Below are 19,112 nucleotides of genomic sequence, written 5' to 3' on the forward strand. Positions count from 1 at the left end.
GTTAACTAGAGGTCAAGGAGTTTTTCCAATGATCACCGCGCAGAACCTGCACAAAGAACTCACCGTCGGCGAGGTTGCCACCCGCAGCGGCGTGGCCGTGACGGCCCTGCACTTCTATGAAACCAAGGGCTTGATCAAGAGCCATCGCAATCAGGGCAACCAGCGCCGTTATCCGCGGGAAGTGTTGCGCCGGGTGGCGCTGATCAAAGTGGCGCAACGTCTGGGCATACCGTTGGCGGAGATTGGCGAGGCACTGAAAATTCTGCCTGATGATCGCGCACCGACGGCGGCGGACTGGCGGGTGTTGTCCGAGCAGTGGCGGCGGGAACTGGATGAGCGGATCGAGCAGTTGACGCTGCTGCGTGACCGGCTCAACGGCTGCATCGGCTGTGGGTGTTTGTCGATGGAAGCCTGCCCGTTGCGCAATCAGGGCGATGTGCTTGGGGAACAGGGGCCGGGGCCGCACTTCCCTAAAGATTGACTGAGAACGCCCGTGGCAAGGGGATTTACCCATAGCCACAGAGTATGCGCACGCGTCCTGCTGCTCGTCGGGCGGAAATCCGTGCGGCGAGGACGGTTCTATAGTGAATCTTTACCTCGCAAAACAAAAAACAGGGAGAACCGTCATGAGCGTCAAACCCATTCCAGAGGGTTATCACAGCATCACCCCGTACCTGGGCATTCAGAAAGCCGCTGAAGCCATCGAGTTCTACAAAAAAGCCTTTGGCGCCATTGAAGTCATGCGCCTGTCCATGCCCGACGGCGGTATCGGCCACGCTGAACTGCGCATCGGCGACTGCCCGATCATGCTCGGCACGCCGTGCGATCAAGGACCGTTGAGCAACCCAGACAAGTCACCGTCCGTGGGGTTGCACCTGTATGTGACCGATGTCGACAAGTCCTATGCCAAGGCAATTGCTGCCGGTGGCACGGTGGTGTCCGAGGTCAAGGATCAGTTTTATGGCGACCGCTCGGGGACCTTGAAGGATCCCTACGGGCATTTGTGGTTCCTGGCGACACGCAAGGAAGACCTGACGCAGGAGCAGATTGAGCAGAGGGCGAAGGAGATGTTTAGTCAGGGTTGAGTCTTCAGTGCCTGACCGGGCCTCTTCGCGAGCAAGCCCGCTCCCACAGGGGATCGGTGTGGATCACATATTTTGTGTACACAGCCGATCTACTGTGGGAGCGGGCTTGCTCGCGAAGGCGGCATTCCAGACAGCGCATATTCCTCGAACACACTTCATGAACAAACGCCCCACGCTTTGCGCCTTGCCCTAACGCGCCAACAATTTCAGGATGCAGGCAACTACAACAAGGAGTCACTCCCCATGTTCGCCGGATTCCTGAAAGACCAGCGCCACGTCAACGGCGTGGACATCGCCTACCGCATCGGCGGCATCGGGCCGGGCCTGCTGTTGTTGCACGGTCACCCGCAGACTCACGTCATCTGGCACAAAATCGCCGAACAACTGGCCGAGCATTTCACCGTGGTCGCCGCCGACCTGCGCGGTTACGGCGACAGCGCGAAACCGCTGGCCAACGATCAGCACACCCACTACTCCAAACGCGAAATGGCCAAGGACGGTGTGGCGCTGATGCAGTCCTTGGGCTTCGAGCGGTTCTCGGTGCTGGCCCATGACCGTGGCGCCCGGGTCGCCCATCGTCTGGCGCTGGATCATCCCGATGCCGTGCAACGCATGGTCCTGCTCGATATCGCCCCGACCCTGTCGATGTACGCGCAAACCAACGAAGCGTTCGCCCGCGCCTACTGGCACTGGTTCTTCCTGATCCGCCCGGCACCGTTGCCGGAAACCCTGATCGAGGCCGATCCCGAAGCGTACCTGCGCAGTGTGATGGGCAGCCGCAGCGCCGGGCTCAAGCCGTTCACCGCCGAGGCGTTTGGCGAATACCTGCGTTGCCTGAAACTGCCCGGCACCGCGCGCGGGATCTGCGAGGACTACCGCGCCAGCGCCAGCATTGATCTGGACCACGACCGCGCCGACATCGACGCCGGCCATCAGTTGAATCTTCCCCTGCTGGTGTTGTGGGGCGCCGAAGGCACGGTCGGCCGCTGCTTCGAGCCGCTCAAGGAATGGCAACGCGTGGCCACGGACGTGCGCGGCAAAGCACTGCCCGCCGGCCATTACATCGCCGAAGAAGCCCCCGAACTGCTGCTCGCCGAAGTCCTGGATTTCCTGCGCTGAACCCAGCCTCAGAGTCCCCCTCTCACGCTGGCGGCTGATGCCGCCAGCGCCGGTTGTGGCATATCCCGCCACAGCAGAATCCGCCTTCATAACGACACTGGCGCACGTACGAGCAAGGCTTGCCCGCGAAAGCGGTCTGTCAGGCACAGACGAATTACCTCACACGCCTTATTCGCCGGCAGCCTGCTCCCACAAGGGGAACTGCGAAACATTTTCTTTCATCTCCGCCTTCGGGATTTCCCCTGCTCATCCGTCCTATATAGATGCAGTCCGGCCGCGTAGGCAAAAGCCACGGCCGGGCTTTCAGGGGTCACCGCGCTACGAAGCCCGCAGCACGGCCCTCTCATCGATACAAGACCTTTAATCATGTCGAAGAAATCCCGCTCAAAACTCTGGTTTCTGGTCCATAGCTGGCTGGCGTTGCCGATCTGGTTTTTCGTCTTGATCGTCTGCGTGACCGGCACCCTGGCCGTCGTCAGCCAGGAGATCGTCTGGCTCGCCAACCCACAAATGCGCGCCAGCCCGCCTTCTGACGATGCCCGGCGGCTCAGCTATGACCAGATCCTCGCGGCCATGAAAAAAGCCGAACCCCAGACCCTCGTCTCAGCCATCAACCGCCCCGACGAATCGCACTTCGCCCTCGACGTGGACGTCAACTACCCCGACGGGCGCTCGGTGACGGTCTACGTCAATCCTTACACCGGGGTGATTCAAGGCACCGCACCGGACTTCGACTTCAAGGCGTTCACCCGCGCCTTGCATGGCTGGTGGCTGGTGCCATTTACCAACGGTTTCAGTTGGGGCTGGTACCTGGTGTCGTTCCTTGGCTTGCCGCTGCTGGTTTCACTGATTACCGGGCTGGTGGTCTACAAAAAATTCTGGAAAGGCTTCTTCAAGCCGACCCTGCGTTTTCGTCACGGTGCGCGGATTTTCTGGGGCGACTTTCACCGACTCAGCGGCATCTGGTCGATCTGGTTCATCGCGGTCATTTCCGTCACCGGTACCTGGTTTTTGATTGAAGCCCTGCTGTTCGACAACCAGATTTCCATCTCCAGCGAACCGATCATTCCGGCCATGGCCCGTGAAGCCGTGCCGTTGTCGCCGGATGGTTCGCCGGCACCGCAGATCCCGCTGGATCGGGCGATTGAAATCGCCATGCAAAAAATCCCGGGGCTGGAAGCCAGTTTTATCAGCCTGCCGGGCAACGCCTACAGCCACCTGGATATTGGTGGCCGTGGTTGGTATCCGCTGATGTACCAGACGGCGACCATCAACCCGTACAACGGCGAAATCGCTGCTTCGCGACTGCTCTCGAACCGCACCACGCTGGAGTTCGTCACCGAATCCATGCGGCCATTGCACACCGGGGATTTCGGTGGTTTGTGGATCAAGTTGATCTGGTTCTTCTTCGGCCTGGTGCTGAGCATGATGGTCCTCAGCGGCTTGCTGATCTGGACCAAGCGCACCGCCCTGGCCACCGCCAATGCGCTTAAGCGCAGCAGCAAGAAACAGCGCACTGCCACGGCGCAACCGAGCATGAGCCGCGAGACGTCGGAGGCTAGCCTGTGAGCAAAACCACTGCCGCCCCCCAGCCCTCGCGCCTGAACGTGCTTTGGCACAAATGGCGTTTTCACCTGAACATTCTGTTGCTGCTGATCCCGTTGGGGTTCATGCCCAAATACTTCACCAACGCCGCGTTGATTCGCGGCGACACGGGGCTGGGCGAGCACGAAATCGGCGAGATCCAGGTCGGTCCCTGGAGCCTGCGCCTGGCCGAGTTGCGCGATGAAGCGCCGCGTCGGGATGGCGCGACCGGCCACGTAAAAGCCTTCAACGCTGCGCTGTGCGACGCCTGTATCGAACAGGTCAAAGCCACTTACCTGCGCATCGGCAAACCCCGCAGCCTGCGCGCCGCCGGGGTAATTTTCTTCGGTACACCGTACCGCATGGGTGCTTCGTTACCGGTGCCGGAAAAAACCCAGGCCGACGCCGAGCTGTGGATAACCATGGAAGGCTGGGACGGCGCCATGCATCAAGCCGCTATCCCGCTGAGCCAGGCATCGCCGGCCACCATCGCTTGGCTGAACAAACAAGGAGGCAAACCATGAGCAACGCTTTTCGCCCTCTGCGCGCCGCGTTACTGGTGCTCTGCACCGGTTTCAGCGCCAGCGCCATGGCCCACAACCCGATGTGCGAATGCAAAGCCATCGACGCCGAGCAGATCAAATGCACTGGCGGTTTTTCCGATGGCAGCAGCGCGCCGGGGGTGACGCTGGATGTGATCGGCTACGACGAAACCATTCTGTTGCCGGGCAAGCTTGGGGCCGACTCGACCCTGATCTTCAAGAAACCCGCCGCTGAGTTTTATGTGCTGTTCGACGCCGGTCCCGGCCACGTGGTCGAGATCGACCAAGCCGACATCGAGGCGCCCTGAGCATGAGTACGCCCACCACACACGTCGTCCGCCCGGCCGGTGCCGGCCATGAAACCCTCAATGTGCTGCTGTTGTGCCTGCTGATTCTGGCGATTGCCGGCTCCGTGGTCGCCTGGCGCGGGGTTTCCCATGAGCCGGAACCGGTCGCCGGCAACCAACTCGATGCGCGCCGCGACCTCAGCGCCGCCGAACAAGGCATCTATGCCGACCTGCGCGTGACCCTCGACGAAATCCGCCTGTTGCGCGAAGAGCAACACACCCTGCCGACGCCTCAGAACCTCGCGGACGAAGGTTTTGCCCCGTTTGCCCAGGACGCGAGTTCGGTCAGCCGTGGTGGTCATGCCTGGCAATTGCTGGCCGACAGCGCCTATTTCGGCCTTAGCCAGACAACCACCGTTGCCGGCTCGTTCGTGATGCTGCTGAGTGCCGATGACCAGGCTGCGCCGAACATCTGGCTCAACCGCGATGCCAGTCTCCAGGCGCCGACCGAACTGACCGATGCCGCCCTGTCCGCCGCCGGCTGGCAGCAGATCGTCGCGCAATTCGATGCCGGCGTAACCCGCCAGCACCGGGACTAACCCCTCGCCTTCACCCGAGAGAAGACCGCTTGCCCATGCCTAGTTCATCTCAATGTTCATTACTGCGCTGGTTGCTTGTCGGGCTGTTTGCCCTGCTGCTGACACCACTGGCCAGCGCCGATCAGGCCAAGCGCCTGCGCATCGGCATCACCCTGCACCCTTATTACAGCTACGTGGCCAATATCGTTGGTGACAAGGCCGACGTGGTGCCGCTGATCCCGGCCGGTTTCAATCCCCACGCCTACGAGCCACGTGCCGAAGACATCAAGCGCATTGGCGGGCTCGACGTGATCGTGCTCAACGGCGTCGGCCACGATGACTTCGCCGACCGCATGATCGCCGCCAGCGAAAAACCGAACATTCCGGTGATCGAGGCCAACGAAAACGTGCCGCTGCTGGCCGCCACCGGAACCGCCGCGCGCGGCGCCGGCAAGGTCGTCAACCCGCACACCTTCCTGTCGATCAGCGCCTCGATTGCCCAGGTCAATAACATCGCCCGGGAACTGGGCAAACTCGACCCGGACAATGCCAAGACCTACACCACAAACGCCCGTGCCTATGGCAAACGCCTGCGGCAGATGCGCGCCGACGCCCTGGCCAAACTGACCCAGGCACCGAACGCCGAACTGCGGGTGGCCACGGTTCACGCCGCCTACGACTACTTGCTGCGCGAATTCGGCCTGGAAGTGACCGCCGTGGTCGAGCCGGCCCACGGCATCGAACCGAGCCCGAGCCAGTTGAAAAAGACCATCGATCAACTGCGCGAGCTGGACGTGAAAGTGATCTTCTCGGAGATGGATTTCCCGTCCACCTACGTCGAGACCATTCAGCGTGAATCCGGGGTCAAGCTGTACCCGCTGTCGCACATTTCCTACGGCGAATACACCGCCGACAAGTACGAAAAAGAAATGACCGGCAACCTCAACACGGTAGTGCGGGCGATTCAGGAGTCCGGTTCATGACGGCTAAAGAAACCATCAGTTCGACCAACCCCGAATCCCCTGTGGGAGCGGGCTTGCTCGCGAAGGCGGTGGGTCAGTCCACATCAATGTTGAATGATGAACCGCTTTCGCGAGCAAGCCCGCTCCCACAGGTTTCGGGGCCGACTCTGGATTTCGCGGAGGTCAGTCTGACGCTGGGGCGCACCACGATCCTCGATCAAGTCACCTTCACCGTTCAGCCCGGCAGCGTGCATGCACTGGTCGGCCCGAACGGCGGTGGCAAAAGTTCGCTGATCAAAACCCTGCTCGGGCAGATGCCGCATCAGGGTCGCTTGAGTCTGCAATGGCCCGGCGATCCCGGCACCATCGGTTACGTCCCGCAAGCGCTGGAGTTCGACCGGGGCTTGCCGATGACCGTCGACGATTTCATGGCCGCGATGTGTCAGCGGCGTCCGGCGTTTCTCGGTTTGAGCAAGCACTACGCAGCGGAGATTGGCGAAGCGCTGGAACGGGTCGGCATGCAGGACAAACGCAAGCGCCGCATGGGCGCGCTGTCCGGTGGTGAACGTCAGCGAGTGTTGCTCGCCCAAGGCCTGATCCCGGCGCCGAACTTGTTGGTGCTCGACGAACCGATGTCAGCGCTGGATGAAGCCGGGATTCAGGTGTTCGAACGACTGCTGGGTGACTGGCGCCAAAGCGGCATCACCGTGCTGTGGATCGAGCATGACCTGGAAGCGGTTGCACGCTTGGCCGATCGGGTTACCGGGCTGAATCGCCGGGTGCTGTTTGACGCGACGCCGAAACAGGCACTGACACCGGAGCGTCTGCTGACCCTGTTCTCGACCCATCCACGGAGCGCTGCCTGATGAGTTATGAAGCCTTTCGTTTGATGGTCCAGGGCTGGGCCTCTTCGGGTTATCTGCCGGAAGCGCTGGCTTATGGATTTGTGGTTAACGCGCTGATCGCCGGCCTGTTGATCGGCCCGGTACTGGGCGGGTTAGGCACGCTGGTAGTGGTTAAGCGCTTTGCGTTTTTCTCCGAAGCGGTGGGCCACGCGGCGCTGACCGGCGTGGCCATCGGGATTCTGCTTGGCGAACCCTACACCGGGCCGTATGGCAGCTTGTTTGGTTACTGTTTGCTGTTCGGCATCCTGCTTAATTACCTGCGAAACCGCACTGGTCTGGCCCCGGATACGCTGATCGGGGTGTTCCTCTCGGTGTCGTTGGCGCTGGGCGCCAGCCTGCTGTTGATTCTGGCGGGCAAGATCAATGTGCATATCCTCGAAAACGTGCTGTTCGGTTCGGTGCTGACGGTCAACGGTAACGACCTGTTGGTGTTGGCGATTGTCGGTTCGCTGGTCATGGCCCTCGCCCTGCCGCTGTACAACCGCATCATGCTCGCCAGCTTCAACCCGCAACTGGCGGCGGTGCGCGGCGTGGCGGTGAAGACCCTGGATTATCTGTTCGTGATTCTGGTGACGCTGATCACCGTCGCCGCGGTGAAAGTCATCGGCGCGATTCTGGTCGGTGCTTTGCTGGTGATTCCGGCGGCGGCCGCGCGGTTGCTCAGTCAGTCGCTGAAGGGGTTCTTCTGGTGCTCGGTGCTGATCGCCACGGTCAGCACGCTGTGCGGCATCCTGGCGCCGATAGTCTTCGACCTGCCGATCCCGTCCGGCGCCGCGATCATTCTGGTCGCCGGTATTGCTTTCGCCCTGTCCGCCATTGCGCGCGGCGTCGTCCCAAGTCTGAAAGGGAATCTCGGATAAATGTCATTTTCTCTGCGTCAATTAACCCTGGCCATAGCCCTATGCGGCGTGGTCAGCACACCCTTGATTGCCGCCGACAGCAGCAAACCGCTGCGGGTGCTGGCCTCGTTGCCAATTACCTACGGCCTGGGCGAGGTGCTGCTCAAAGGCACCGACATCAAGCTCGAACGTGCAGCGCCGGCGAACTTGCCGGGCAGTCGCCAGACCGCGTATTTCACCGGCCGTGGCGCGCCAGAACTGAGCAAGCTAGCGACCGATGCCGACGCAGTCATTGGCGTGCGCTCACTGTGGCCGGACGATCCGCTGTACCCGAATTCCCGCCGCAGCAATATCCGCATCATTGAAATCGACGCCGCCCGCCCAGTAGACGGCGCCCTGCCCGGTATCGCCGTGCAGCCGGGCAACAAGGTCGACGGCTTGAACAGTCAGCCATGGCTGGCGAGCAACAACATGGGGCGCATGGCGGACGTGATGGCCGCGGACCTGGTGCGCCTGGCGCCTGAGGCCAAGCCGAAGATCGAAGCGAACCTGGCGGCACTCAAGCAACGTCTGCTCAAGCTCAGCGCCGATAGCGAAGCGCGGCTGGCCAGCGCTGACAACCTCACGGTGATGAGCCTGAGCGATCACTTTGGCTACCTGATCGGCGGGCTCAACCTGGAACTGGTCGGCCTTGATACGCGGCCGGATGCCGAGTGGACGCCTGAAGCGCTGAAGCAATTGGGCGCGACACTCAAGGCCTATGATGTGGCGGTGGTGTTGCATCATCGTCAGCCTTCGCAGGCGTTGAAAGCGGTGATTAGCGAGGCAGGGAGTCGGTTGGTGGTGTTGAGTACCGATGCGCAAGATCCGGTGGTCGAATTGGAGGGGAATGTGGATTTGGTGATCAAGGGGTTGAGCGGGGCGTAACGTCAGTTGGACCGCGTTATCGTTCTTCGCGGGCAGCCTCGCTCCCACATTGGATCTACGGCACGACGAAATTCCAATGTGGGAGCGGGCTTGCTCGCGAAGACGTCCTGACAGGCAACACAAATTCCAGGCCAATAAAAAGCCCGTTGACCTTATCGGTTCAACGGGCTTTTTATTACACCGTGACTTACTGAGCCACAGCCGCCTGTTCTTCCATCTTCTGCCGCAAGCTCAGTGGACGCATGTCGGTCCAGGTTTCTTCGATGTAGGCCAGGCATTCCTTTTTCAGGCCGCTCTTGCCCACGGTGCGCCAGCCTTGGGGTACGGCTTTGTAGTCGGGCCAGATCGAGTATTGCTCTTCGTGGTTGACCACGACCTGAAAGAGGATGTCCTCGCGGTCGAATACTGACGTCATGCTATGTCTCCATCGCTATAGGGGTGGGCTGCACTGCGTGTACAGCCGGTATGTAGAAGGAACGTTCGAGTCGCTGAAAAATTTAGAGGCTGGCAATTGCTGCCGTCAACGCCCGGCCAAAAATCTCCGCGACCTGGTCGATTTCCGCAGCAGTGATCACCAGTGGCGGCAGGAAGCGCACCACCGCGCCATGCCGGCCGCCCAGTTCGAGGATCAAGCCGCGTTTGAGGCATTCACGCTGAACCAGCGGTGCCAGGCGACCGAACGCCGGTGGATGACCTTGCACGTCCGGTGTGCCCGTCGGGTCGACCAGCTCGACGCCAAGCATCAAGCCGCGACCGCGAATATCGCCCAGTTGCGGGAAGTCCCGCTGCAGGATGCGCAGGTGTTCGCTCAAGCGTTCGCCAATGGCCGCAGCGTGCGCGCACACGTTGTTTTCAACCAGATAACGCATCACCGCCGAACCCGCGGCCATGGCCATCTGATTACCACGGAAGGTCCCGGCGTGAGCGCCCGGCAACCAAGTGTCGAGCCAGTCGCGATAAACCACCACCGCCAACGGCAGACTGCCGCCGATGGCCTTGGACAGCACCACCACGTCCGGAATGATCCCGGCATGTTCAAAGGCAAACATCTTGCCGGTGCGGGCAAAACCGCTCTGGATTTCATCGACGATCAGCGCCACGCCCGCCTGCTCGGTGATGCGCCGCAAGCCGCGCAGCCAGTCGAGATCCGCCGGGATCACCCCGCCCTCACCCTGCACCACTTCAACGATCACCGCCGCTGGCAATTGCACGCCGGCCTCGGGGTCGTTGAGCAGGTTTTCCAGGTAGTTGAGGTTGACCTGAACCCCTTGCGCACCGCCGAGCCCGAACGGGCAGCGGTAGTCGTAAGGGTACGGCATGAATTGCACGCCATTGCTGAGCAACGCGCCCAAGGGCTTTTTCGGCCCCAGGCTGCCCATCAGGCTCAGCGCGCCCTGACTCATGCCGTGGTAACCGCCCTGAAACGACAACACGGTGCTACGCCCGGTGGCGGTGCGCACCAGTTTCAGCGCCGCTTCCACGGCGTCGGTGCCGGTCGGGCCGCAGAACTGGATTTTTGCTTCAGCGGCCAGGGCCGGCGGTAGCAGGCCGAACAGGTCCTGGACGAATTGATCCTTGACCGGCGTGGTCAGGTCGAGGGTGTGCAGCGGCAACTCATCGGTCAGCACTTGCTGGATCGCTTCGATCACCACCGGATGGTTATGCCCCAGCGCCAGCGTCCCGGCGCCTGCCAGGCAATCGATAAAGCGACGGCCCTCGACGTCATCGACATAAATGCCCTTGGCGCGTTTGAGCGCCAGGGGAATCCGTCGCGGGTAGCTGCGGGCATTCGATTCCTGCTGGCTCTGACGGGCCAGTAATGGCGATTCGTTGAACTGGTAAAGCGTCTCGGCAGGCGTCGGGGCAACCCGGGCCGGCTGATCTTCGATAAGGCTGGTAGCGACTGACATCTCTCGACCCCTCAATACGCTGTAGATAGTGACCAAAACTGCACACCGGGCAGGTGCGCGTTCCGGTCACGGGGCGCACTTGCAGGTTTTCCTGTTCTGGAAACGCATCGGGGGCTTGAGGATTTAGACCCTTGATCGAGTTGTCAGGCCGATGAGTCGAATGACTTGCGCATCGCCAGGGTCTGCAAGCCTTTGTGAGTGATGGGTTGCGCCGATTCGCGATAGCCCAGACGGCGATAAAAAGCCTCGCCGGTGCGGGTACTGATGAGGTTGATGTGAAGCACGCCACGAATGCGCAGCCAGCCCTGAAGATCTTCCATCAGCGCGCGCCCCGCGCCTCGGCGAAACCATTCCGGTTGCACGTAGCAGAAAGCGATATCCCCGGTGGTGGTGGCCATGCCGACGCCGACCGGTTTGTCCCGCAGCAGTGCGACATTCACATAAAAATGCGGGTCGGCCAGCCAGCCACTGATGTTCTCGGCAGACAGTTGCGCGAGCCAGTCGTCAACCCGTTGGGGATCGTTGCGGTGATCGAATGCGCAACCGACGCGAATAGAGCGCTCGGTGATGCGGCTGATGATGCCGGCGTCGGCCAGGACGGCCGGACGAATGCAGATGGGTGCTTCCATGGCGCTGTTCCCTCAATCCATTGAGTCAAGGCTGGGGCTGACCTTACCCCCGCCTCGCCCGGATAGCGAACGCCAAGAAGTTACATTTGATGAGAATCCGATCTGTAGGAGCAACGCTTGCCCGCGAGGACAATCTGGCGCGCAATTCGATGTTGAATGTGCCGACGCCTTCGCGGGCAAGCCTTATTCCTACAGGGGTTGTACGGGTCAGGCCGGTTGCAACGGCATGGTCAGCTCGACCCGCAACCCGTCCGGGCGACTGTCGAAACGCAAGGTGCAGGCGCAACGCTGAACAATCGCCTGAACAATCGCCAGTCCGAGGCCGCAACCGGTGCTCTGGCCATTGCGCCAGAAGCGCTGGGTCAGGTGCTGAAGATCAGCCTCAGCAATTCCCGGCCCATGGTCGCGCACCACGAACCGCACACGGTTATCGGTGGTTTCAAGGCTCAACTCCACGGCACCGTCGCTCGGCGTATGACGCAAAGCGTTGTCCAGCAAGTTGCGCAACGCAGCAATCGACAGCACCGCGGGCATTTGCACCGGGGCGGCCGAGACTTTCGTCGGCACCTGAAACTTGATGCGTTGGCGATCACCACTGGCGGCATCCTGAATCGCCAGTTTTGCCACTTGCTCGGCGCTGCACTGAACGCCGTCATCGAACGACAGACTGCCCTCGACCCGCGCCAGCAACAGCAATTGTTCAAGGGTGCGGTGCAGACGGTCGGCGCCCTCCTCGGCCCGAGCCAGGGATTGATCCCGGGCTGCGCCGTCGGTCATGCGCGCCACTTGCAGGTGGGTCTTGATCGCGGTGAGCGGGCTGCGCAACTCGTGGGCCGCATCCCCGGTCAGGCGTCGTTCACGCTCGATGGTCCTGCCGATACGCTGGAACAGCTGGTTCTGGGTATCCAGCAACGGTTGCAGCTCACTGGGCAGCGGCTGGATCAGCAACGGTTCAAGGGAATCGGCACTGCGGCGCATCAAAGCATCGCGCATGCGATTGAGCGGCGCCAACCCCTGGCCGATGCCCAGCCAGAGCAGGCACAGACAACCGAGCAACGCTACGCCGACTGGCACCGACGCGGCCAGCAGGATCGACATGTTCAGCGCCTCGCGCTCGATCTGCCGATCCGCCGTGGTGATCCGCAGATCACCGCGCGCCAGGGTAAAACTGCGCCACGGCGCGCCATCAATCATCTGATCGTGGAAGCCCATTTTCTCGGCTTCCAGTGCCTGTTCGGGATGGTTGTGACTGCGCGCGAGTATTTCGCCGCGCAATGAACTGACCTGACAGGCCATGCCACCGGGGACATTCAATTGCTCAGCACTGAAATGAGTGCCTTCGCCCTTGGTCGGCAGCGCCGGCAGTTGCTCCATCAACCCGGCGACCATCCGCGCCGACGCCACCAGCCGCTGGTCGAGGGAAAACATCATCTGGTTTCGCAGGTCGCTGAGCATCCAGGCCGCCGCCAGCGCCCAGATCAGCGCAAACGCGGCGCCGAGGGTCAGGCTCAGGCGCAAACGCAGGCTCATCACTTCGATTGATCTCCGCCATCCGCCGGCCCCAGGCGATAGCCCAGGCCGCGCACCGTCTCGACGATGCCATTGCCGAGTTTACGCCGCAGGTGATGGATATGGACATTGAGGGCATTACTTTCCAGTTCATCGTTGAAGCCGTAGACGCTGTCCTTCAATTGCTCGGTGGACAGCACTCGGCCACGGTTGTGCAACAGGGCTTGCAACAGCGATTGCTCGCGGCGCGACAGGTCAACCGGCTGGCCGCCGAGCATGGTTTCGCGGCTGCTTGGATCGTATGTCAGCGCGCCGTGTTCGATCAGGTTGACGCTGCGCCCGGCCACCCGCCGCAACAGCGTGTGCAGGCGCGCGGCGAGTTCACGCAGGTCGAAGGGTTTGAGCAGGTAATCGTCAGCGCCGGCTTGCAGGCCGTCGACGCGGTCAGTGACCGAATCCCGGGCAGTGAGGATCAGCACCGGAATCTCCAGACCGCTATTGCGCAGCTGTTGAAGTAGCTTGAGCCCGTCTTCGTCCGGCAGGCCGAGGTCAAGCACCATGACGTCGAATTCAGCGACCTTGAGCATCGCCCGTGCAGCAGACGCAGTGGCGACGTGCTCCACGGTCAGGCCTTGGGCGGTGAGGCCGGCGACAATGCCGCTGGCGATCAGCTCATCGTCTTCGCATACCAGTACGTGCATGAGTGCTCCATGAGCAAAAAGGCGATTCGAACAGAGAAAGATTAAGTGGCAATTATGGCAAGCGCTATCGCTGGCGAGAAGCGCAGCAGCAAATAGGGTTCCGCACCCCCTGTTCAATTGCACTTTTTCATCAGCCAACTCTTTAAACACGCGCTTGATAATCCGAGATAGAAACAAGCCGTATAACAGGCCACGGTCCTTTTAACGATTATTAGATTATTGTCAACAACAGCAACCCCCCTACTAACAACTTCCAATCAGGACATAATCATGCCCCAACTAAAAAACTTCGTCGCTGTCGACTGGCGCGCAGGAAAAGACAAAATCTACTTTTTCTTTAAAGACACCAATACTTATTCCCGCTTCGACATTGCGGACAACCGCGTTATTGATGGACATCCCACTACCGCCAATGCCAGCAACTGGCATGGCTTTCATCCCTATGTAAAGGATTTGCGCTTCGGATTTACCACCACTGGCTTTAAAAGCGTAGAGTACCTGGGGATTGACTCCGATATCTCGTGGTTTTTCTATCATGACGGCGAGCAACCCATGGTCTGCAAATACGATCAGGACGCCGACAGAGCTAACAGTTTCATGCCCCTGTTGAAATCGCCATGGTGGATGCTTGAGCCCTACTTTGAGCGCATCGTCGCTGGCACTTGGCGACAAACCGCATTACAACATTATGGCTTCGAATTTTTACTTAACGATGGTTCGTATCTCTCTCTGGATTTAACTTCCGCCAAACATAAACTGTTCCATAACGAAATCACTGACGACACTTGGCCCGGACTGGAACCGTATAAACACAGGATCATTACTGCCGTTCAGAACGACCGGTCACTGGCCGACAGTTACTACTACATTTTTCTGACGGGCAACCAGTACCTAAGATACAACCTGATGACATTCAGGCTCCTCGCAGGACCGATCGACGTCGATGACGTCAGTTGGCCAGGCCTGTTGCGCGACTGAGCTACGCGACGGCGCCGGACAAATGAAGCGCCTGGCGGGACAGTGGGTTTCCGGACGAGGTTAATCATCGGTTAATCTCTAGCCCCCATTGTTCGCCACACTTGCACAGGGACAAGGCTCCTCCATGCGTCGTTTTTTTCTATTATTTGCTTTGCTGATTTCGAGTCTGGCCCAGGCCGGGAACAACCCGTTTGAGACGAAACCGGAATTTCTCCCGGTCGACAAGGCGTTCGTGCTCACCTCCGAGCGCCTGGAATCCGGTGAAACCCAGTTGTTCTGGCAGATCACCGACGGCTACTACCTGTATCAGAAACGCCTGAAATTCGATGGACTGACGGCAGAACAACAGCCGGCATTGCCCCAAGGCGAATCGCACAGCGATGAGTTTTTCGGCGAACAACCGGTGTATCGCCAAGGCCTGGAAGTGAAAATCCCGGCTTCGGCCAGCGGGCAGATCAAGGTCAGCTATCAGGGCTGTGCCGATGCCGGTCTGTGCTATCCGCCGCAAACAAGGGTGATTGATCTGGGTGGCAAAGCCGCCGTCGCCGCCAGCACCGAAGCACCGGATCAAGCCCTTGCCAGCAACCTGCAACAGCGGGCGCTGGGCTGGAGTTTGCTGGTGTTCTTCGGCCTGGGTCTGCTGCTGGCCTTCACCCCCTGCACCTTGCCGATGCTACCGATTCTGGGCGGTTTGATCGTTGGCAGCGGCGCAACGCCCAAACGCGGTTTCGCGCTGGCCGGCAGTTATGTGGTCTGCATGGCGCTGGTGTATGCGGCGATGGGCGTTTTGGCGTCTCTGCTGGGGGCCAACCTTCAGGCACTGCTGCAAAATCCCTGGTTGCTGGGCAGTTTCGCTGCGGTATTTGTGTTGTTGGCACTGCCGATGTTCGGCTTCTTTGAGCTGCAACTGCCGGTGGCCGTGCGCGATCGGCTGGAAAACGTCTCGCGCAATCAACGCGGCGGCAGCCTGATCGGGGCCGGTGTGCTGGGGGCCTTGTCCGGTCTGTTGGTCGGTCCGTGCATGACCGCGCCACTGGCCGGTGCCCTGCTCTACATCGCCCAGAGCGGCAACGCATTGCACGGCGGGCTGATTCTGTTCGCCATGGGCATCGGCATCGGTGTGCCGCTGTTGTTGCTGGTGACCGTCGGCAACCGCTTCCTGCCCAAGCCCGGCGCCTGGATGAACCTGCTCAAAGGCGTGTTCGGTTTCCTCTTCCTCGCCACCGCGCTGCTGATGCTGCGCCCGGTGCTGGACGAGTCGCTGTGGGTCGGACTGTGCGGCGCCTTGCTGTTGATCGCCGCCTACAGCGCCTGGAAACAGGCGGAAGGCTTTAGTCGCGTCGCCCATGTGTTCGGCGCCAGTTCGCTGCTGCTGGGTATATGGGGCAGCCTGTTGATGATCGGTGCAGCGGGCGGCAGCGATGATCTGTTCAAGCCGTTGCAGGTTTATGCCGGTTCCAGTTCCAGCAATACCGCCAGCCCGGTCGGCCATGATGCGTTCACCACGATCAAGGACCCTGCGTCACTGCAACGGGAGTTGGATGCCGCGCAGGCGCAGGGCCAATGGGTGTTGCTGGATTATTACGCCGACTGGTGCGTGTCGTGCAAAGTCATGGAAAAACAGGTCTTCGCCAAACCTCAGGTGCTTGAAGCCCTGAGCGATGTACGCTTGCTACGGCTGGACGTCACCGCCGACAATGCCGCCAGCCGCGAACTGCTCGGCCGTTATAAAGTGCCGGGGCCGCCTAGCCTGCTGTGGATTGGTGCCGACGGCGTCGAGCGCCGCAGCCAGCGCATCACCGGCGAGGTCGATGCCGACACCTTCCTGCAACGCTGGACCACCACCCGAGATGCCCGTTAATGCTGACCTTTACCCTCGGCACCTTTGCCATCGCGCTTAATCACCTGCTGCTGATCAGTGCCCTGGCGCTGGCCACCTTTGTCGGCTGGCGAGTGGCCAAGCGCGGCGGCGATAACCCCGAGTCGGTGCTGTTCGGCCTGTTTTTGCTGGGCATGCTGGGGGCGCGGATCAGTTTCGTGGTCGCCTACTGGGCGCAGTACCGCAACGATCCGTGGCAGATCATCGACCTGCGCGATGGCGGCTTTCTCGCTTGGCCGGGCGTGATCGTGCTGGTGCTCGCCGCGTTGTATCGCGGTTGGCGCCGACCGGGTTTGCGCCGGCCACTGGGTTTCGGTGTCGGCAGCGGCCTGCTGTTCTGGTTGCTGGCGACCTTCTCCTTGAGTCTTTACGAACAAGGCACGCGCCTGCCGGAAATCACCTTGCGCAATGCCGCCGGCGAAACCGTGCAACTGGCCGACTATCAGGGTGGCCCGCTGGTCATCAACCTCTGGGCCACTTGGTGTCCGCCGTGCCGCCGGGAAATGCCGGTGCTGGAAAACGCCCAGCAACAGCGCCCGGACCTGACCTTCCTGTTCGTCAACCAGGCCGAAAGCATGCAAAGCGTCAGCACTTTCCTGGAAACCCAGGGCCTGAGCCTGTCCAATGTGCTGTTCGATGGCAGCGGCCGACTGGGTCAGGCCGTCGGCTCCATGGCCTTGCCGACTACGCTGTTTTATAGCCACGACGGTCGCCTGCTGGGCAGCCATCTGGGCGAATTGTCGCAAGCAAGCCTGGCCCGAGCCCTGGAAAACTTCGACACCCCTAATCCTGCCGCACCGGCTACCTCTGCAAGGAAATTACCATGCCTCGCCTCCGCCACCTGCTGACGCTGACCCTGGGCGCTGCCCTGCTACACCTGCCGTCGGTACAGGCTGCTGAAGAACTGCCCGATGCGATCAAAAAGATCGAAGCCAAAGGCGCGAAAATTGTCGGCCAGTTCGATGCACCGGACGGTTTGCGTGGTTACGCGGCGCAATACCAGAACCGCGGCATGGCGCTGTACCTGACCCCGGATGGCAAGCACGTGCTGCTCGGTAACCTGTACGACGCTGACGGCAATGACCTGAGCAGCGCGCCGCTGCAGAAGCTGGTCTACGCGCCGATGGCCAAGGAAGTCTGGGGCAAGATGGAAGCGAGCAACTGGATCGGCGACGGCAACAAGGACGCACCGCGCGTCGTGTACCTGTTCAGCGATCCGAACTGCCCTTACTGCAATATGTTCTGGGAACAGGCGCGGCCGTGGGTCAAGGCTGGCAAGGTGCAATTGCGGCACATCATGGTCGGGATTATCCGCGAAGACAGCCCGGGCAAATCCGCCGCGCTGTTGGCCGCCAAGGACCCAAGCAAAGCCCTGGAGGAACACGAGAAATCCGGCAAGGCCAGTTCGCTCAAGGCCTTGAAAGAGGTGCCACCGGCGATTCAGGCGAAACTCGCGGCGAACATGAAATTGATGGAGGACCTGGAGTTGTCAGCGACCCCGGCGATTTTCTACATGGATGACAAGGGCGAGTTGCAGCAACAACAAGGCGCGCCGTCGCCGGACAAGTTGTTGTCGATTCTCGGACCTAAATAACGCACAAAGCTTTATTGCCTGATCTGGCCTCTTCGCGGGCAAGCCTTGCTCCTACGGAATGGTTTAAAAAACTGAACCACTACAGGCTTGCTCCTACGGTGACCGAAGCGGTCACAAAATCCTGTAGGAGCAAGGCTTGCCCGCGAAGAACGATAACGCGGCCTAACGGTTGCGCTCACTGAGGAAGCTAAACAACACCTCCGTCACAAACCCCGGATTCTCCAGATTGGAGATATGCCCCGCCTCCGGCACCAACGCACACGGGCAACCAATCAGCTCAGCCATCTCTCGGGCCTCGGATGGCGGCCGTGGCTTGTCCTGATCACCACACATCACCAACGTGGTTTCAGCATTCAACTCAGCCAGTCGCGGCAACAGATCATCCCGACCAAACGTAATCCGCCCCATCGGCACGATGCCCTCGCGCAGACGTTCAGCGGGCAACGCCGCCAGCGATGCGCGGAATTGCTGATACAGCGCCGACTGCGGATCAATGCCCGGACGGAAGAAGATCGGCACCACGATGTCCAGTAGTTGCGGCGAGATCACGCCGGTGTCTTCAATCTGTTTGAACAGCGAAAAATAGTATTGGCGAGTCGGCTCGGGTTCGACGCCGACGTAAGTGTCCATCAGCACCAGGCCATTGAGCCGCTGCGGTGCCGACAGCGCCAAACGCACGCCCCACATGCCACCGACCGACAACCCGACCAGGGTGACGCGATCGATGTCCAGATGATCGAGCAGCGCCAATGCCTGACGTGCAATGTCATCCAGTGACGTTGTGCCTTCGGGCAGCCGTCCGGACTCACCGTGGCCCCAGAGGTCCAGGGCAATCACCCGATACTGCTGCGACAGCGCGGCAATCTGCGGCGCCCACATGGCCTGGTCCCACAGGTAGCTGCCAGCCAGCAGGACTGCCGGGCCAGAGCCTTGATCTGTGTAGTGAAGGGGTTGTCCGTCTATTGTTGCGAAGGGCATCGAATGTCTCCTCTCCAAAAAATGGCATGGGCAGACTGTGCCGCTGGCGATCTACAGTCAACCTTATGGTGCTTTTGCCGGCCCTTTCGCGAGCAAGCCCGCTCCC

21 protein-coding genes are annotated in these 19,112 nt (G+C 60.8%); 15 read left to right on the forward strand and 6 right to left on the reverse strand.

Going from position 1 to position 19,112, the window contains the following annotated elements; translation table 11 throughout:
* Window positions 1-28 precede the first annotated feature (28 nt).
* The 11 genes from soxR (at window position 29) to JFT87_RS23865 (ending at window position 8,828) form a co-directional block, all read left to right on the forward strand.
* The gene (gene soxR / locus JFT87_RS23815) at window positions 29-481 is read left to right on the forward strand and encodes a redox-sensitive transcriptional activator SoxR (protein WP_201205381.1); all 453 of its coding nucleotides are present in this window, start codon (window positions 29-31) and stop codon (window positions 479-481) included.
* Between the two features lie 145 nt (window positions 482-626).
* On the forward strand, window positions 627-1,085 hold the full coding sequence (locus JFT87_RS23820; RefSeq protein ID WP_201191158.1) for a VOC family protein: 459 nt from the start codon (window positions 627-629) through the stop codon (window positions 1,083-1,085).
* 243 nt (window positions 1,086-1,328) lie between these two features.
* On the forward strand, window positions 1,329-2,204 hold the full coding sequence (locus JFT87_RS23825; RefSeq protein ID WP_201205383.1) for an alpha/beta fold hydrolase: 876 nt from the start codon (window positions 1,329-1,331) through the stop codon (window positions 2,202-2,204).
* 366 nt (window positions 2,205-2,570) lie between these two features.
* Window positions 2,571-3,773 (forward strand): PepSY-associated TM helix domain-containing protein, encoded by a 1,203-nt coding sequence (locus tag JFT87_RS23830; RefSeq protein ID WP_201205385.1) that lies wholly within the window; start codon window positions 2,571-2,573, stop codon window positions 3,771-3,773.
* Window positions 3,770-4,312 (forward strand): thiamine pyrophosphate-binding protein, encoded by a 543-nt coding sequence (locus JFT87_RS23835; protein ID WP_201205387.1) that lies wholly within the window; start codon window positions 3,770-3,772, stop codon window positions 4,310-4,312. The genes JFT87_RS23830 and JFT87_RS23835 overlap by 4 nt, the downstream gene beginning before the upstream one ends.
* Entirely contained in the window at window positions 4,309-4,638 is a 330-nt protein-coding gene (locus JFT87_RS23840; RefSeq protein ID WP_201205389.1) for a hypothetical protein, read from the forward strand. Before JFT87_RS23835 ends, JFT87_RS23840 begins: the two co-directional genes overlap by 4 nt.
* Window positions 4,639-4,640: 2 nt before the next feature.
* The gene (locus JFT87_RS23845) at window positions 4,641-5,216 is read left to right on the forward strand and encodes a DUF6162 family protein (RefSeq protein ID WP_201205391.1); all 576 of its coding nucleotides are present in this window, start codon (window positions 4,641-4,643) and stop codon (window positions 5,214-5,216) included.
* A gap of 35 nt (window positions 5,217-5,251) precedes the next feature.
* Complete coding sequence (locus tag JFT87_RS23850; RefSeq protein ID WP_201205393.1) at window positions 5,252-6,178, forward strand: metal ABC transporter substrate-binding protein; 927 nt, start codon at window positions 5,252-5,254, stop codon at window positions 6,176-6,178.
* A gap of 86 nt (window positions 6,179-6,264) precedes the next feature.
* Window positions 6,265-7,023, forward strand: a complete 759-nt coding sequence (locus JFT87_RS23855) for a metal ABC transporter ATP-binding protein (RefSeq protein ID WP_201206731.1) — start codon at window positions 6,265-6,267, stop codon at window positions 7,021-7,023.
* On the forward strand, window positions 7,023-7,922 hold the full coding sequence (locus tag JFT87_RS23860) for a metal ABC transporter permease (protein WP_201205395.1): 900 nt from the start codon (window positions 7,023-7,025) through the stop codon (window positions 7,920-7,922). The genes JFT87_RS23855 and JFT87_RS23860 overlap by 1 nt, the downstream gene beginning before the upstream one ends.
* A complete protein-coding gene (locus JFT87_RS23865) occupies window positions 7,923-8,828 on the forward strand; it encodes a metal ABC transporter substrate-binding protein (RefSeq protein WP_201205404.1) in 906 nt (301 codons plus the stop codon).
* Window positions 8,829-9,015: 187 nt separating this feature from the next.
* Here JFT87_RS23865 and JFT87_RS23870 read toward each other — a convergent pair whose 3' ends face one another.
* The 5 genes from JFT87_RS23870 to JFT87_RS23890 all read right to left on the reverse strand — a co-directional run bounded on the left by JFT87_RS23870 (window position 9,016) and on the right by JFT87_RS23890 (window position 13,577).
* On the reverse strand, window positions 9,016-9,243 hold the full coding sequence (locus JFT87_RS23870) for an MbtH family protein (RefSeq protein WP_201191179.1): 228 nt from the start codon (window positions 9,241-9,243) through the stop codon (window positions 9,016-9,018).
* An 82-nt stretch (window positions 9,244-9,325) separates the two neighbouring features.
* Window positions 9,326-10,738 carry an aspartate aminotransferase family protein gene (locus JFT87_RS23875; protein ID WP_201205405.1) on the reverse strand — a complete coding sequence of 471 codons (1,413 nt, stop codon included), beginning with the start codon at window positions 10,736-10,738 and terminating at the stop codon, window positions 9,326-9,328.
* 143 nt (window positions 10,739-10,881) lie between these two features.
* Complete coding sequence (locus JFT87_RS23880; protein ID WP_201205406.1) at window positions 10,882-11,367, reverse strand: GNAT family N-acetyltransferase; 486 nt, start codon at window positions 11,365-11,367, stop codon at window positions 10,882-10,884.
* A 207-nt stretch (window positions 11,368-11,574) separates the two neighbouring features.
* Entirely contained in the window at window positions 11,575-12,900 is a 1,326-nt protein-coding gene (locus JFT87_RS23885; protein ID WP_201205407.1) for an ATP-binding protein, read from the reverse strand.
* Window positions 12,897-13,577: a response regulator gene (locus JFT87_RS23890; protein ID WP_201205408.1), complete on the reverse strand. Its 681-nt coding sequence runs from the start codon at window positions 13,575-13,577 to the stop codon at window positions 12,897-12,899. Before JFT87_RS23890 ends, JFT87_RS23885 begins: the two co-directional genes overlap by 4 nt.
* A 270-nt stretch (window positions 13,578-13,847) precedes the next feature.
* On the opposite strand from JFT87_RS23890, the gene JFT87_RS23895 reads away from it, so the two are divergent.
* The 4 genes from JFT87_RS23895 to dsbG all read left to right on the forward strand — a co-directional run bounded on the left by JFT87_RS23895 (window position 13,848) and on the right by dsbG (window position 18,028).
* Window positions 13,848-14,555, forward strand: a complete 708-nt coding sequence (locus tag JFT87_RS23895; RefSeq protein WP_201205409.1) for a hypothetical protein — start codon at window positions 13,848-13,850, stop codon at window positions 14,553-14,555.
* Window positions 14,556-14,679: 124 nt separating this feature from the next.
* Entirely contained in the window at window positions 14,680-16,416 is a 1,737-nt protein-coding gene (gene dsbD, locus JFT87_RS23900; RefSeq protein WP_201205410.1) for a protein-disulfide reductase DsbD, read from the forward strand.
* Window positions 16,416-17,282 carry a TlpA disulfide reductase family protein gene (locus tag JFT87_RS23905; protein WP_201205411.1) on the forward strand — a complete coding sequence of 289 codons (867 nt, stop codon included), beginning with the start codon at window positions 16,416-16,418 and terminating at the stop codon, window positions 17,280-17,282. The genes dsbD and JFT87_RS23905 overlap by 1 nt, the downstream gene beginning before the upstream one ends.
* Window positions 17,258-18,028, forward strand: coding sequence for a thiol:disulfide interchange protein DsbG (gene dsbG, locus JFT87_RS23910; RefSeq protein WP_201205412.1), 771 nt, complete (start codon window positions 17,258-17,260; stop codon window positions 18,026-18,028). The genes JFT87_RS23905 and dsbG overlap by 25 nt, the downstream gene beginning before the upstream one ends.
* 162 nt (window positions 18,029-18,190) lie before the next feature.
* On the opposite strand, the gene JFT87_RS23915 is transcribed toward dsbG, so the two are convergent.
* Entirely contained in the window at window positions 18,191-19,006 is an 816-nt protein-coding gene (locus JFT87_RS23915) for an alpha/beta fold hydrolase (protein ID WP_201205413.1), read from the reverse strand.
* Window positions 19,007-19,112: the final 106 nt, after the last annotated feature.

The organism is Pseudomonas sp. TH15 (assembly GCF_016651105.1).
Lineage (GTDB): Bacteria > Pseudomonadota > Gammaproteobacteria > Pseudomonadales > Pseudomonadaceae > Aquipseudomonas.